Here is a 15548-nt window from a genome sequence, read left to right as displayed (position 1 = left end):
TGTTACTCCTTTTTGGACTTCTTACTTCCATTTGCTGATTTCACACGACGTTTAATTTTCCAAATACTTGCCCCTAATGCTGGCAAAGTAAAGGTCAACGTCTGAGGATAATCCTTCCACAAGCCTTCTTGAGACTGAACTGTTTGATTGTACTCTTTCCATACACCTCCCCATTCTTCTAATTCGGTATTCCAAATTTCTTCATATATGGCTGCTACCGGAACACCAATGGTAAAGTCTTTGCGTTCTACCGGAGCCATATTAAAGACGCAAACTAACATATCTCCCTTATCATTTTTCCGAATAAAGGAAAGTACACTTTGATCTGTATTATCCGCATCAATAATCTCTAAACCGTCCCAACTCAAGTCATTTTCCCACAAAACACGATTTTCTTTATAAAGCTGATTGAGCTGAGAAGTGAAATGCTGCATCTTGGCATTCATATCATCAGCCAAATCACGCCATTCCAAAGATTCTTCACATTTCCACTCTAAGAATTGTCCCCATTCACTACCCATGAAAAGTAATTTTTTACCTGGGTGACACATTTGGTAAGTATAGAGATTTCGCAGACCAGCAAATTGATTATAGCGATCTCCCCACATCTTATGCATGAGACTCTTCTTACCATGTACCACTTCGTCATGAGAGAATGGCAGTAAGAAATTTTCAGAGAAAGCATACATAAAACTAAAGGTTACTAGATTAAAATCATACTTGCGGTAAATTGGGTCTTCTTCGTAGAAGCGCAGAATGTCATTCATCCAGCCCATGTTCCACTTGTAGTCAAATCCAAGACCACCCATTTCTGCCATACCTGTAATTTTTGTATCACTCGTGCTTTCCTCTGCAATCATCATGACATCTGGATGAGCCAGTTTGATAACCGTGTTCAAGCGTTGAAGGAAGTAATAGCCTTCGTAGTTGCGATTGCCCCCGTCAATATTTGGTTGCCATGGACCACTATCATAATCTAGGTAGAGCATGTTGCTAACAGCATCCACACGGATTCCGTCTAAGTGATAAAAGTCAATCCAAAACTTGATACTAGAAATCAAGAAAGACTGCACTTCATTCTTTCCTAAGTCAAAGTTAAGAGCGCCCCAGCCGTAATTATGGGCACGGTCATGATCCTGATATTCAAACGTAGGTGTACCGTCATAATAAGCCAAGGCATCATCATTGATAGTAAAATGACCCGGCACCCAGTCAACGATAACTCCGATATTATTGACATGACATTCTTCAACAAAATCACGAAACTCTTCAGGCGTTCCATACGTGTGCTCAAGTGCAAAATATCCCATTAGCTGATAACCCCAGCTCAATCCAAGTGGATGCGCCATTAGTGGCATGAATTCCACATGAGTATAATTCATTTTAACCAAATAAGGAATCAGTTCATCTTTTAATTGAGCAAATGAATACGGGCTACCATCCTCATTTTTCTTCCAGGAACCTGCATGAGCTTCGTAAATATTCACTGGACGTGAGAAAAATCCCCAACGTTTTCTGCGAGCTAACCATAGACCATCTTTCCATTTCTTTTCTGGAATCGTCCGAATTACTGCACCTGTACCAGGACGTTTTTCAAAATAAACTGCCAGCGGATCAATTTTCAAAATTTCTTGCCCGCTACTTCGTTTGATGTTGTATTTGTAAATGTCTCCTTCCTTAGGTAAATCCGTAAACACTTCCCATACGCCACCTTCATTACGTGCCATAGGGATTTGATTTTCATACCAGTCGGTAAAGTCTCCAATCAGATGCACACTCTGAGCATTCGGTGCCCATACACGAAATGTATAGCCACTTTGCCCATCTACTTCATCTTGATGAGCCCCCAAATAGTGCTGCAAATGGAAATTTTCACCTGTGGTAAAAGTTCTCAATGCTTCTTGTCTATCCATTTTTTCACCTCGTTTTGTAAGCGTTTTCTATGATTCTATTTTACTATTTTTCCTATTGCTTTTCAAGTAAATTTCCATTATTATTACAAAAAATTCTCAAAACCGAACATTTCTTCAAATAATGCCCACTATTAGCAAAAATAACTAGATTTTGTTAAAATTTTAAACTTTTCATTCCATTCCTACTAAATAGTCGATAAAAGAGTAAACTTTTTTAAATGAAAATTTTCATAAAGGTCTAGACAGCTTTACAAAAAAGGCCACACAAAGTCGCCTTTTGATTTAGTTTATAAGATTGAATTGCAACAACAGGATATAATTTCAAATATCATTCCTCCATCGTCTGGTTACATACTAGTTTACCGTATTTTTCTGAAATTTTCAATAACTTTTTCTAAAAAATCAGCTGATTTGTGAACTTTTTTATTTTTTTACAACTCAAATATTCGGAAATAGAGGATTCTATTTTTGTAAAAAAGAATTGGGAGCATTCATCAGCCCAATTCTCTAAAAATCCTATCTAGTCTACTTTTACTACTTGAAGTTGAACTCCACCTAGCAGCACTAGATATTTTTCTATTTTTTCAATACCATACGAACGACAAAGAGCTTCAGCATAAAGTGATAATTGCGCTTGGTAGCGCTCCACTAATTCACTTGGATTTGTATATTGATCTGTCTTATAATCAAAGAGAACGATACGATCAGCCAGTAGGAGATAACCGTCCAAAATTCCACGGACTACAAAATCCTGTCCGCTCGCTTGATCTTGCTTTAACATAGCAAAAGGAGCTTCACGATAAACTTTGTCAGCCTGCTTTAAGAGTAGTTGACCAAGCTCTGTCTCAAAGAAACTAGCTATCTTTTGCAAATCAATCTTCTTTTTGACAGTTTCTTCTGCCTGAACCTGAGCCAATATTTCCTTTAAAATAGCTATTGTAGGCAGTTGATTTAAAGGAATACGCTGCATCAGTTCATGGACAGCACTACCGATTTGCGCTCCTGTAACAGGGGCTTTTTTAGCAAAGTCAGGTAGTTCAAAAGAAGTTTTTCCAATAAAATCTGGAGTTTTTTTCTCCATAATCTCAACACCGTCTGTATCCATGACCGGTTCATAAAATTTCTTGATTTGGCTCGGTGTCCGAACACTTGGCAAATGGATGGCTGCTCGATACTGAGTATTTCGCCTGTCCACATTTTCCAAAATATCCAAAGCCCTGCGAATATCCTCAGACTGGCGATTGTGCGCTAAGTTCTCCTCGACAATCCGTTCCTTCAGCTTTAACTGACCTATTTTCTCACTTGTTAAATCGCTATCCGTCACAAATTGTGTTGAAAAAGCTAAATCGTCTTTCTCAAAGACTGTCTGTAAAGCCCAAATCCAGTCTTGAAAACTTGTCATAGTTTGCCTAATGGAGGCTGCTAAACGACCATTTTCAGGAGCAGGGAAGGTCTTTTTCTCCAGGCTTTCTTGACGACCTTTGCCAACCAGATACAGCTTTCTTTCTGCCCGCGTCATAGCAACATAGAGCAGACGCATTTGCTCAGAAATACTTGCCAAATGAATCTCACGCTCATTTTGCACATAAGGAAGAGTATCAATAGACAAGCGAACATGATTAGGCGCTAACTCATCAGCAGCGTCTACCACTACGTCCGCGACATACTTGATGCCGACGCCATTTTGACGACTGATAATCAAAGCAGAACTACTATCCTTACGATTGAAGACTTTATCCATATTAAGCAAAAAGACATATTTAAATTCCAAACCTTTGCTCTTATGAACTGTCATCAAGCGGACTGCATGCTTCGGAGCCGCAACGACGACACTCGCCAAATCATTTTGAGTTTCTAAGATCTTATCAATCATCCCAATAAAACGCGACAAGCCCTTAAAACTCATCTTTTCGTAGTCATTTGCTCGCAAAGTAAGAGCGTAGAGATTCGCTTGACGCCCTGCTCCATTTGGTAGGGCTCCTACATAGTCATAATAAAAGCGGTCTTGATAAATTTTCCAAAGCAAATCATAGAGCGAATTTATTTTTGCAAACTCTCGCCAATCCAGCAGTATTTCTTGAAACTGCTGGATTTTCTTTAAAAGAGGAGGTGTGATGAGTTCGGGATGTTGACCGTTCCCACTCAGAGAATTTTTCAATTTCTCATAGAGATTTTCCTGATGAGTAACATAAGTAGCTTCTGTCACCTTTTTTTGCAAGGCCAAACGAGCCAATTCATCCTCAGTAAAGGTGAACATTGGTGACTTTAGAAGTGCCACCAAAGCATAATCATTGAGCGGATTGTTAATCGTACGCAGGGTATCCAACATCACCATAACTTCTACAGATTGCAAATAATTATCCTCGCCACCGTCTGAAACGACTGGGATACCGTATTTGGCAAACTCAGATAAAATCACATCGTTGCGCGTCCGCGAAGCCGTTAGCAATGTCATATCTTCAAATGGGACATTTTCCTCATTGTGCAGACGGATAATTTCCTTAATGACCAGCGCTACTTCTCCTGCAGAAACAGAAGAAACATCCTTGTCATTCTCCTCATTATCCGTCTCAAGCGTTCCGTCATAAATGAGAAATTCCGTCTGATATTGTGGATTTGGTGCTTTTTTAGCAGGATTTCCAGCTACCAGATAATGCGTTTCATTATAATCAATTTCTCCCACTTCCTCATCCATGAGACGTTTGAAAACATCATTCGTGGCTTCCAAGACTTCCACATGACTGCGGAAATTTTCCTTCAAAACAATCAATTTCCCTTGCTGGCTATCGTCTTGATAGGTTTTAAATTTCTCATTAAAAATCTGCGGATCAGCCTGACGAAAACGATAAATAGACTGCTTAATATCCCCCACCATAAAGCGATTACCCCCATTTGATAACAGTTCTATCATCCGCTCTTGCGTGTGGTTGGTATCTTGATACTCATCCACCATGACTTCATGGTATTTTGTCCGATAAAAGTGGCGCACATCAGGAAATTCTTCTAAAATCTGAATGGCAAAATGACTGATATCTGCAAATTCAAACGCATTTTCTTCTTTTTTCCGTTGTAGATAGCTTGTCACAAACGATTTCATAAATTGCTGCAAGACAAGCAAGATTTCCTTGGCTTCCTCATGATAGGTCACTTGAAATTCAAAGCGATAAAATTGATCTGCCAAATCTCGTAAAACTTGAATTTTTTCTTTGCGTTTTTCGTTATAGGCGTTAATAATTTCTTTTAATTCTTCTTTTCGTCCGCTGTTCGTCAAGGCTTTTCCATTGCTGGCACGCGATATTTCTACAATGTTATTGAGCGTTGTGAGATAGGCTTCCTCAGAGGAATGCCCTTGTAAACTTGCCAGACAATCAAGCACACGCTGCACATTTTCAAGGTATTTTGCTTTGGGAAATTCCTTGGCTTCATTCGCCAAATGATACTGGAAAAATTCTTCTAGGTCAAAAAGGGCTTCTTTTGTTTGTGCTAAAAGTTGCGCTTTTTCTTCTTGGAAATCCGCATGAGCGTAAGCTTTCAAGAAATCTTGTTCTAAGTATTCGATTGGGCTACTGGTGGATTGCAAAAAAGCATAAATCTTATAAACCTGCTCTCGAAAACCAAGCAAATCTTTCCTCTGACCTGTAAAATTTTTGACTAATTTTTTAAACAAAGTTGCCTGATCAGATTGATAGAAGTCTTCAAAAACTTGCTCAAAAACTTCGTTTTGTAGCAATAACTGCTCACTCGCATTTTGCAAAATGCGAAAATTTGGCGCCAATTCTAGGAGATAACCATATTTATTGAGGACCTTTTGGGTAAAAGAGTCCATGGTTCCAATGTCGGCATTCGGAATATCGGCTAATTGCTGCGCCAAGTGCTGTTTGAGCTCCTCATCATCTGTTGCCTTCAAGACCTTGGATAACTCTTTCTCCAAGCGCTCTTTTAATTCACTGGCTGCTTTAACGGTAAAAGTCGAAATGAAGAGCTGGTCAATGCGAACTCCCCGCAGAATTTGGTCAATAATCCGCTGCACCATAACAAAGGTTTTTCCTGAGCCTGCAGAAGCAGATACAAGGATATTTTGACCGGAGGAGTAAATGGCTTCGATTTGCTCTGGTGTACGTTTTTGAGCTTTGTCAGACTGTGCTTCTTGATCCTGCAAAGCACGAATCTCTGCTTGACTCAAAAATGGAATTTGCTTCATTTTTCTAACTCCTCCTTCATCTTTTCTATCCATGCTTGACGTTTTTTTTCACCTGTCGGGTGGCTATCTAACTTAACCAAACGGCGAGCGCTAGAGAGGTGAAGGTTCGCTTCAAATCCCGTAATGGACTTGTACTGCTCCACAAAAGGTGCAATACTTTTGCCATTCTCCGTATAAGGATTGATGTAAAAATGCCCTGCCAAGATCTGCTCAGCAGCACGGCGATACAAGAGTGCATTATAAGCCAACAATGTCTCCAATTCCTCTTGACTCAACAGATTCACTTTCTTTTTATCATACAAACCATTCAGCTGACGAGCCTGCTCAGACAAGAACAGACCTTTGTATTCTAGGTTCTTCATTGCTTCTTTGACAGCGTCGCCTTGCGACTTCGTCTTGGCTAAAGGCACAAGTGGATTGGTCATCTGCAGATACATAGCACCAAAAGCATGCGCTTCTTCATTCATCCACGACTCTTGTTTCAAAGCTGCTAGATAGGTAGGTAATTGAGAATTTAAGCCATTGAAAAATTTTTGAAAATCAAAATTCGTATCGCTTGATTTATAGTCAACAACGCCTAGACTGCCATCTATCTTCAAACGGTCAATCCGGTCAACTTTCCCTCGAATTTGAAGGTTGCGTCCGTCTGACAAGGTTAGAACATTTGTTTCTTCCTGTCCGAAAACAGCTTCTTCTTGAATGGTTTCTACCAATTTATTTCTCTCTAAAACCTGTCCTGTCGCACGCGCTGTGTCCAGCAAAACTTCGTGAGCAAACAAGGCTTCTGCATTTTCTGTATAAAGAGTTTTAAATTCTGCCTCCTGACTGGTTTCTTGAATGGCTTTTTCTAGGCGATTATCAAATGGCTCACTAGACTGCTCTTGCATGACTTTTTCAAACACACGATGCAGAAAATTTCCATGGCTGCGCGCATCTGGGTGAATCGTCATTTCTTCCTGCAAAGCCAAGACATACTTCAAAAAATAAGCATATTGATTGCGGTAGAATTCTGTCAAAGCTGAAGCCGACAGTAGAAATGCCTGATGAGGCGGATAAAGAGCTTGCAAAGTCTGTTCTGACAAAGTTTCTGTTGTAAGGCTTGACGTTACATTAGGAATCGAGATGCCTTCGCTTTCCAATTTTTTGCGCAGAACCCGCACAGCTACTGACCAAAAAGTCTGCTCTTTCTCCGTCAAAGAACGCTCCCGATCAATATCCCCTTGATTCAACTCAATAACCCTTGCCAGCAGAGCTCGATAAGTTCCAATATCATCACTCGTTGCCTGCGAACGCTTCACTTCAATCGGCAGCCCAATTGGTTGTTCATGCAATTCTAACAAATATGGAGAAATGTTGTTCTCTATTTCATTGACAATCTGAGGAGTAGAAAGCACCAATCTATCCATCGCAGCATTCAGAAGTGACAAAGCGACAAAACGATTTTTCTGGAGATTTTCCTGAGCAGCAATCAGCAATTCCGAGCGCTCATCAGTCGCTTCATTTAATCGTAATCGTTCTTCATCTGACAAGAGACTCTTGTTTTGCACAATTTTTGGAAAATAGTCTTGGGTCAAACCAACAGCATAGACAAAAGGACTTGACAAGGGCTCAATCAAATCATAAGATTGAACGGTCACAACGTCCACCGTTGCTGGAATAGTCCGATAATTGGATAACAGCATTCCTGACTGCACCAGAGTCAGAAAATCATCTAGCTTGACCTTGCTGGCTGAAAAGACACTGGCAAATTGTTCCAAAACATGACAAAAAGCTTTCCAAACTTCTTCTTGCCGTTCTTGATCTTGCGGATTCGTAAAATCTACTAAACCAGCAAAATTCTGAGAAAAAGAAATTGTTGTTAAAAATTGATGAAATTTTTGAAGCAAACCTGTCGCTGTTTGACTGCGAGATTTGAAAAATTCCAAAAGCGGAGTGACTATTTTTTTTCTTAATTGATTGATGTGAATCAGGTCAAATTTTTGATGCTGATTGTGAGTGAAATCCTTGGCAAATTTGCTGGCTCCTTTTACATCTGCAAAGCGAATATATTGCTCAAATAAGTCTAGTTCTTCTTGCTTTAAATGGCCATAAAGACCTGTTTTTACAAGATTGAGCAAATCTTCTGTCCGAAAATTATATCGTTTTAAACGCACTAACGCTTCAATAAACTGCACCAAAGGGTGATGTGCCATGGACTCGCTTCGCCCCAAATAAAAAGGAATCTGATACTGATCAAAAATCGTCTTTAACTGCAAACGATAGGCTTCCACATCTCCCAAAAGTAAGCGAATATCTTTGTAGCGAGCACCATCATGAACTCGCTGGCGAATGCTTTTCGCCACATATTCCAGTTCTTCTTTTTGATTGACAGTCGACCAAATCTGTACATGCGAGCGGTCTTGCTCCGTCAATTCCAACTCAACATCTGAGAAATCATAACGGCTTTCTAGCAGTTTTGAAATGTTCCCAAAAGCATCATCTGGCTGCGTTGCAGGTCTATATTCAGGTTTCACTTCATACTCATTTGCCAAATGGCGCAAGAAATCCACGCTAGCCTGATAGAGATTGCCCTCTCGAAAAGTCGCACGGTATGCCTTCTCACTGGCATAAACACCAATGATGATTTCCGCACCTTTGCTATGCAAAAGCTCGATCAAATAAGCTTCTTCAGCTGAAAAACGTGTAAAACCGTCAATGACCAAAGCCAATCCTTGCAATTCTTTATCTACATCACCTGCTGTAATATGATTGGCAAAGACCATAATATTTGACTCAGAAATAAATTCACTCTGATTTAGCTGATGCGTCACTAGCTGTAAAATCTTGATCAAATCTGCTTTTTTCTCATCCTCATCTAGATAGTCCAAATCCGAAAAGGTCATCTGAGCAGCTTGCAATTCATGATAAAGCTCAACCAATTGTTGAATAAATTGCGCATCCGTACGAATGCCACCGTACACCCGCAAATCGTGCTCATCCATTTCTGATAAGACCTTGTAAAACAGCATTCCCAAACCAATATCGTCTAATGGTCTGCCTTGCTGCACATTATTGAGGACAAAATAACGCGCCATCTGCGCAAAACGTGTCACTGTAATAGCAAACGAAGCGTGGTTTTCTAAAAGACTCAAAACAGCCCTCTCTTTTTCAAATGAAAGAGAGTTAGGTGCAATATAAAATATGCGCTTGCCTGTTTGTGCCAAGCGCTCTGCTTCTTTCACCAAAATCTTCGTTAAGGGATTGCGAATATCAGTATAAAGTAATTTCATGAGCATCCTTTTTGTCAAAATATAGTCCTATTATATCATTTTTAAAGTTTTTCAACAGCGATTGACTACATACCTTTTCAAGAAAAAAATCCCCACAAGAATACTTGTGGAGAACGATTTTTAATGATAAGCTAAAGCTTTTTTGAAGCTCTTCCAAATGCCAATATCATCTGTTTGTAAAATTAAGCTGGAGTAAATCCGACCGATATAAACTGTCATTCCTAAGGTAAAGACAGAGGCAATGACAAACGAAATCCAGGCTTCTAGACTAGTTGCATAACCGTTAATGGCACGGAAAGGCATAAAGAAAGTCGAAATAAACGGAATATAAGAACCAACTTTAAGCAAAATTGTGTCACCAGCATTTCCAAGAGCCGTCACTCCCAAAAATCCCAAAATAATCAGCATCACAACAGGCTGAACAGCTTTCCCAACGTCTTCAATTCTCGTCACCATTGATCCTAAAAAGGCAGATAAGACCACAAACATAAAGACACTCAGGGTGATGAAAGCAATAGTATTAAAGGAAATTGCTTCTCCCAAATGCTTCATCAGATTTGGATTGGCATCTAAGAATTCTTTTACAAAAGAAATCTGGTCTGAAAAAGCAAGTAACAGCACAGCGCCGATTACATAAATGCTGACATGGGTCAAGATAACTGCAAAAATTCCTGCCATTCGACCATAGAAATATTCAGAAGCCTTGATACTGGAGAAAATAACCTCCATAATCTTCGTCCCTTTTTCGCTTGCAATTTCTTGAGCAGTTGAGCTTGTGTAAACAATGAGAATCATATAAAGTACAAGACCAATTGCTGTTGCGACAATCGTTTGAGTGGCCTTCTTCGCTTCTTTCTTCTCATCAATTTCTTCTTTGAAATCAATAGCTCTTGAAAGTAGCTTCACTTGATTAGCTGATAAATTAGCTTGGCTAATATTTGCAACCTGTTGCAACTGCATCAGTTTCTGTGTAATTTCAATTTTTGTAGCACTACTCATGCTCGTATCTGCAAAATAAGTTGCCTTGATTTGCCCGTCTGCTTCTGATACTAGCAAATATCCGCCAACATCGCCATCTTTTACAGCTTTCTTAGCTGCTGCTTTATTTTTATAATCGAAATCCAGATTCTTAGTATCTTTCAGAGCTTCCTTCACTTGAGCATTGTCTGATACAACTGCGACACGGTTAGAACTACTACTTGACATGGAGGAAAGATAACCAACTCCCATACTCAGACCGATAAAAATGAAAGGCGAAATAACCATGAAGACAAAACTCCATGACTTGACATGACGAAGATAGGTTTCTTTGATAACAATTAAAGTCTGTTTCATACTTCCACCCCTGATTCTAACTTAAAGATTTCATCAATTGTTGGAGCTTGTTGGTCAAAAGTTTCAATATATTGTCCTTTAGTCAACAAGTCAAACAATTCCTTACCAGCTGCTTCGTCATCTAATATCAATCGCCATGTGCCTTGGTTGGTCAGATTGGCTTTACTTACGTGAGGAAGTGCTTCTAATTCCGTTTGAGACAGCGAGCTAGACACAAAGAGACGTGTTTTGCCGTATTGATTACGAACTTCCTGCACGCTGCCATCCAAAATGACTTTCCCATCACGAATCATAACAACATCATCACACAATTCTTCCACATTGGTCATCACATGGTCAGAGAAAATAATCGTTGCTCCACGCTCTTTTTCCTCAATAATGACCTGTTTCAAAATCTCGGTATTCACAGGATCCAAACCACTAAATGGCTCGTCTAGGATAATCAAGTTTGGTTCATGCAAGAGTGTGATAATCAGCTGAACCTTTTGTTGATTCCCTTTAGACAAGCTCTTGATTTTATCAGTCACTTTTCCTTTGACTTGCAGGCGCTCCATCCACTGAGGTAATTTTTCTTTCACAACTGCATTTGGTACTCCCTTTAAATTTGCCAAATACCGCACTTGCTCATAAACAGTCATCTTAGGCATCAGACTCCGCTCTTCTGGCAAATAACCAATTTTCCGATAGGTCTCCTGAGAAATCGGTTGCTTATCAAATGTAATGTTTCCGCTGTATTCTAAAAAATGCAGAATACTGTGGAAAATCGTTGTTTTCCCAGCACCGTTCTTTCCAATCAAACCGAGGATTTGTCCTGATTCAGCTTTGAAATCAACACCAAATAGCACTTGTTTTTGCCCAAAACTTTTTTCTAAATTTTGAATTTCAAGCATCCTAAACCTCCTAAAATTCTAATCTCTATATTTAATAGCATAACATTTTGAAAGCGTATTTTCAAGTTTTTGTGTAAAATTTCCTTATTTTCTACAGTAAAAAGAGAGCCCTCAACAGTTGGCCACAGTTCAACTATCTCTCACTCTCTTGCCTTGATTCTATTTGTAATTTTCTAAGCCTTAAAGGCATCTACCAGTACTTGAAATTCTTCATTGGAGAGCGTAATCCCTTTCCCCATTTTTGTATGGTCAGGACTCCAACTACGAATATCGTATTTGGCTGGCGCACCATTGAAGCTCACACGATTCAGCTCTTTCGTCCAGCCTTTATCATTTTCTGATAACACCAATAACTTTTCTTCTATCTCAAATTTGAATTCTGACATTTTTGTCTCCTTTTTCTTCTTTCTTGATTTATTCGTAAAAAATTTACTTTTTTAGCGAGTTTGTTATATAATATATTGTAACAAGTTATGGAGAATTTAGCTATGAAAAAATTTCTCGAAATGATTTTAGAGCGAGCAAGTGAATTTATCAATTACAAAAAGGATACACAAGAGATAGAGGAAGACAACGCCAATATTTTGCAGACGATTGAAACAGCTTTGCAAAAAAAATCAGGTGTGCATGTCATTTTTTCAGATAAAAGTTTTACGGGTGATATTGTCAAATATGACAAAGAGCGTCAGCAATTGATTGTTAAAAACTTCCAGAAAAGTATGTCAACGATTATTCGTATTTCAGATATTAAGCGGATTCGTCTGGTTCCAAATACTATCAGAGAAGCGCAAAAAAGAAATTCCAACCTCAGCTAGGAGATTGGAATTTTTTTATTCAAATAAGCTGTAATAATCCGCAATCGTCATTTTCGCTTTCTCTTCTTGATGTAAATCTTGGATAATTTGTCCGTCTTTCATGACAATCAAGCGATTTCCGTATTTAAGAGCATCCTCCATATGGTGAGTAATCATAAGAGCAGTCAGTTGGTCACGATTCACAAATTCATCTGTCAGACTCATCAATGCCACACTTGTTTTAGGGTCAAGCGCTGCTGTATGTTCATCCAAAAGCAACAGCTCAGGGCGTTTGAGAGTCGCCATTAAAAGACTCAAAGCCTGTCTTTGCCCACCCGAGAGAAATTCAATCGGCGTATCTAAGTGTTTTTCTAAACCATTGCCGATTTTGTCTATCGTCTCCTGAAATTCTTTGCGATAATGGCTCAGACGGCGTGGCACTAGACGGCGTTTTTCACCACGAAATTTAGCAATCAATAGGTTTTCTGCCACCGTCATGCGCGGAGCTGTTCCCATCTTTGGGTCTTGAAAGACGCGTGACAGATACTTAGCCCGTTTTTCTGGTGAATAACTGGTCACATTTTCACCTAGAATATAAATGCTGCCACTCGTCAATGGTAATGTTCCTGCAATGACATTGAAAAGCGTGGATTTCCCTGCCCCATTTCCGCCTAAAATCGTAATGAAGTCATGCTCAAAAATATCCAGTGAAACATCATTTAAAATAACTTTTTCTTCCTCAATACCTGTGTTGACAATTTTTGTCGCGTTTTTTAATTCTACAATTGCTGTCATTTGCTTAACTTGACTCCTTTAAAGAATTTATTTTTGAAAGTCGGAATCATGAGACAAATTGCCAAGATAACCGCACTGTAAAGACGAAGATAGCTGGTATTAAAGCCAAGCGCAATCACGCCCCAAATCAGGAATTGATAGAAAATAGAGCCGACAACAATCGTCAATAGGCGTTCTGCCAATGTCAGGCTGGTAAAAAGCACCTCTCCGATAATGAGACTGGCAAGCCCTACAACAATGACACCAATCCCGCGCGAGACATCCGCATAACCTTCCTGCTGGGCAATAAGGGCACCAGCTAGGGCAATGACACCATTAGACAGCACCAGACCCATTAACTCCATTCGTCCTGTGTGAATGCCAAAACTCCTTGCCATATCAGGATTATCACCCGTGGCAATATAAGCTTGACCCAATTTTGTATCTAAGAAAAAGAGCAATGCTGCAATTACCAAGCTAACAAAAATCAATCCTGTCAGAAGATTGTTTAATTCGCCAGAAAACGGTAGAAAGTCCTGAATTTGCTTCGTTCCAAGAAGTCCAAGATTAGCCCGCCCCATTAACATAAGCATAATAGAATGGCAGGAAGTCATGACCAAAATCCCCGAAAGGAGAGTAGGAATTTTCCCCTTAGTATAGAGAAGCCCTGTTACCATGCCTGCCAGACAGCCAGCTAGAATGGCAGCAGCAGTTGCTAGAAAAGGATTGATTCCCTTACTAATCAGCGTAACTGCTACTGCTCCGCCCAATGGAAAAGAGCCCTCTGTTGTCATATCAGGGAAGTTTAAAATGCGGAAAGTCATAAAAATCCCCAAGCCTAAAATAGCCCAAACAAGTCCTTGTGAGACAATTGAAATAATCATACTGTTGTCCTAACCTTTAAAATATACTAGCTTTACTCAATGACTTGTCCTGCCTTTTTCAGAACATCATCTGGAATCGTTACTCCTAGCTGAGTAGCCACTTTTTTATTCACAACTGATTTGCCAGTAGCAAAAATTTCAACAGCTGTGTCTGCTGGTTTAGCGCCCTTCAAAATTTTCGCTGTCATTTTTCCAGTTGCCACTCCAAGATCTTTTTGATCGACAACAACCGAGCCCAGACCGCCTTCTTCTACCATAGCTGTCGCACTTGGATAGATAGGTTTTTTAGCCGTTTGATTGCTGGAAACGACTGTTGAAAAAGCCGAAGCAATGGTGTTGTCAATTGGAATCCAAATAGCATCTACCTTTCCTGTCATCACATTCATGGTTGAAGCAATCTCATTGGTAGAAGGTACAGAATAAGGAAGCACTTTATAGCCTGCTTTTTCAGCCAAAGCTGTAAATTCTTCTACCTGCGTTTTTGAATTGTCTTCACTGCTTGAATAAAGGACGCCGATTGTTTTCACATTCGGTGTTAATTGTTTGATGAGCTCCAATTGCTGTTGAGCTGGGTTGTGGTCAGACACACCTGTAATGTTGCCTCCCGGCTTTTTCAAATCCTTTACTAAATTCGCCCCAACTGGATCGGTCACTGCTCCCATGACGATTGGCTTGTCTTTCGTTGCACTAGCCAAACCTTGAGCAGCAGGCGTTGCGATTCCAATCAGCACGTCATTGCCATTGGCAACTAATTGCTTGCTCATCGTTGCCACTTTACTTTGGTCACCTTCTGCATTCATAAAGTCAATTTTGATCTTCTTGCCTTTATAACCTTCTTGCGCCAATCCTTCTTGAATCCCTTTATAAATCAAATCAAGTGACGGATGACTGACATATTGCAGCACACCAACTTTTACTGTTTTGGTTGTATTGTTTGTCTTCGGTGCTTTCTCGCCATTTACACTAGAATAAATAATGCCTCCGACAACTAATACCACTAAAAGAGCAATCATTCCCATTAACCGTTTGTTTTTCATATCTGTTCTCCATTTCATATTTTTCTATTTTTTATTCGAGTAAAAGCCAGAGTCGCCATCGTTTAAACATATTTTTCCTCCATTTTAAGGGAAATGAAACAATAAAAGAAAAACCCACACACAGTTCATCCTGTGTGAGGGCGTAAATCGCGGTGCCACCTCAATTATGGGAAAAATAATAGACTTCTCCCACATCTCTATCTTGTCTAACAACAAGTTGCACTGTAAGGTGTGCTCACCGAATTTTTATCGTTTCAAATTCAACTTCTATCCATTAGCCCAATTTCACAAAACGCTGCTACTTGTTTTCACCAACCACAAGCTCTCTGCCAACAACTATTTTATTACTTTTCTAATTTGATATTATTTTAGATGTTTCTGAAACAAATGTCAAGTATTTTGTCAAACTTTTCTGACAATAATTTTCCAACCTTTTCTTGCTATTTTTTGT

General features: G+C 39.5%; 10 protein-coding genes and 1 other annotated feature. Of the genes, 1 reads left to right on the top strand and 9 read right to left on the bottom strand.

Annotated features, from left to right (window positions below):
- Positions 1-2 precede the first annotated feature (2 nt).
- The 6 genes from glgB to EHW89_RS02920 form a co-directional block, all read right to left on the bottom strand.
- Positions 3-1913, bottom strand: coding sequence for a 1,4-alpha-glucan branching protein GlgB (glgB, locus tag EHW89_RS02945; protein WP_126466641.1), 1911 nt, complete (start codon positions 1911-1913; stop codon positions 3-5).
- 520 nt (positions 1914-2433) lie between these two features.
- Positions 2434-6114 (bottom strand): helicase-exonuclease AddAB subunit AddA, encoded by a 3681-nt coding sequence (gene addA, locus EHW89_RS02940; protein WP_126466640.1) that lies wholly within the window; start codon positions 6112-6114, stop codon positions 2434-2436.
- Entirely contained in the window at positions 6111-9383 is a 3273-nt protein-coding gene (gene rexB / locus EHW89_RS02935) for an ATP-dependent nuclease subunit B (RefSeq protein ID WP_126466639.1), read from the bottom strand. The genes addA and rexB overlap by 4 nt, the downstream gene beginning before the upstream one ends.
- A gap of 120 nt (positions 9384-9503) precedes the next feature.
- A complete protein-coding gene (locus EHW89_RS02930) occupies positions 9504-10718 on the bottom strand; it encodes an ABC transporter permease (protein ID WP_126466638.1) in 1215 nt (404 codons plus the stop codon).
- A complete protein-coding gene (locus EHW89_RS02925; protein WP_126466637.1) occupies positions 10715-11608 on the bottom strand; it encodes an ABC transporter ATP-binding protein in 894 nt (297 codons plus the stop codon). Before EHW89_RS02925 ends, EHW89_RS02930 begins: the two co-directional genes overlap by 4 nt.
- 173 nt (positions 11609-11781) lie before the next feature.
- Positions 11782-11994: a YdbC family protein gene (locus tag EHW89_RS02920; RefSeq protein ID WP_003025304.1), complete on the bottom strand. Its 213-nt coding sequence runs from the start codon at positions 11992-11994 to the stop codon at positions 11782-11784.
- A gap of 87 nt (positions 11995-12081) precedes the next feature.
- Here EHW89_RS02920 and EHW89_RS02915 point away from each other — a divergent pair, with 87 nt between their 5' ends.
- Entirely contained in the window at positions 12082-12423 is a 342-nt protein-coding gene (locus tag EHW89_RS02915; protein WP_003028044.1) for a hypothetical protein, read from the top strand.
- A gap of 15 nt (positions 12424-12438) precedes the next feature.
- Here EHW89_RS02915 and EHW89_RS02910 read toward each other — a convergent pair whose 3' ends face one another.
- From EHW89_RS02910 to trpX, 3 genes are read right to left on the bottom strand one after another with little or no spacing between them, the layout of a single operon-like run.
- Complete coding sequence (locus EHW89_RS02910) at positions 12439-13197, bottom strand: ABC transporter ATP-binding protein (protein WP_049494093.1); 759 nt, start codon at positions 13195-13197, stop codon at positions 12439-12441.
- On the bottom strand, positions 13194-14060 hold the full coding sequence (locus EHW89_RS02905; protein ID WP_126466636.1) for an ABC transporter permease: 867 nt from the start codon (positions 14058-14060) through the stop codon (positions 13194-13196). Before EHW89_RS02905 ends, EHW89_RS02910 begins: the two co-directional genes overlap by 4 nt.
- A 32-nt stretch (positions 14061-14092) precedes the next feature.
- Positions 14093-15097, bottom strand: coding sequence for a tryptophan ABC transporter substrate-binding protein (gene trpX, locus EHW89_RS02900; RefSeq protein ID WP_126466635.1), 1005 nt, complete (start codon positions 15095-15097; stop codon positions 14093-14095).
- A 133-nt stretch (positions 15098-15230) separates the two neighbouring features.
- Positions 15231-15467: a binding site (T-box leader), on the bottom strand.
- Positions 15468-15548: the final 81 nt, after the last annotated feature.

It is taken from the genome of Streptococcus periodonticum (genome assembly GCF_003963555.1).
GTDB lineage: Bacteria > Bacillota > Bacilli > Lactobacillales > Streptococcaceae > Streptococcus > Streptococcus anginosus.
Note: the sequence above shows the minus strand (reverse complement) of the source record. Positions and strands in the feature narration are given on the sequence as shown.

Bases quoted from the DNA above. Each gene is read 5' to 3' on its own strand.
- EHW89_RS02905 (WP_126466636.1), bottom strand. From the start codon at position 14,060: ATGATTATTTCAATTGTCTCACAAGGACTTGTTTGGGCTATTTTAGGC.
- EHW89_RS02915 (WP_003028044.1), top strand. From the start codon at position 12,082: ATGGAGAATTTAGCTATGAAAAAATTTCTCGAAATGATTTTAGAGCGA.
- EHW89_RS02910 (WP_049494093.1), bottom strand. From the start codon at position 13,197: ATGACAGCAATTGTAGAATTAAAAAACGCGACAAAAATTGTCAACACA.
- EHW89_RS02920 (WP_003025304.1), bottom strand. From the start codon at position 11,994: ATGTCAGAATTCAAATTTGAGATAGAAGAAAAGTTATTGGTGTTATCA.
- rexB (WP_126466639.1), bottom strand. From the start codon at position 9,383: ATGAAATTACTTTATACTGATATTCGCAATCCCTTAACGAAGATTTTG.
- EHW89_RS02930 (WP_126466638.1), bottom strand. From the start codon at position 10,718: ATGAAACAGACTTTAATTGTTATCAAAGAAACCTATCTTCGTCATGTC.
- trpX (WP_126466635.1), bottom strand. From the start codon at position 15,097: ATGAAAAACAAACGGTTAATGGGAATGATTGCTCTTTTAGTGGTATTA.
- glgB (WP_126466641.1), bottom strand. From the start codon at position 1,913: ATGGATAGACAAGAAGCATTGAGAACTTTTACCACAGGTGAAAATTTC.
- EHW89_RS02925 (WP_126466637.1), bottom strand. From the start codon at position 11,608: ATGCTTGAAATTCAAAATTTAGAAAAAAGTTTTGGGCAAAAACAAGTG.
- addA (WP_126466640.1), bottom strand. From the start codon at position 6,114: ATGAAGCAAATTCCATTTTTGAGTCAAGCAGAGATTCGTGCTTTGCAG.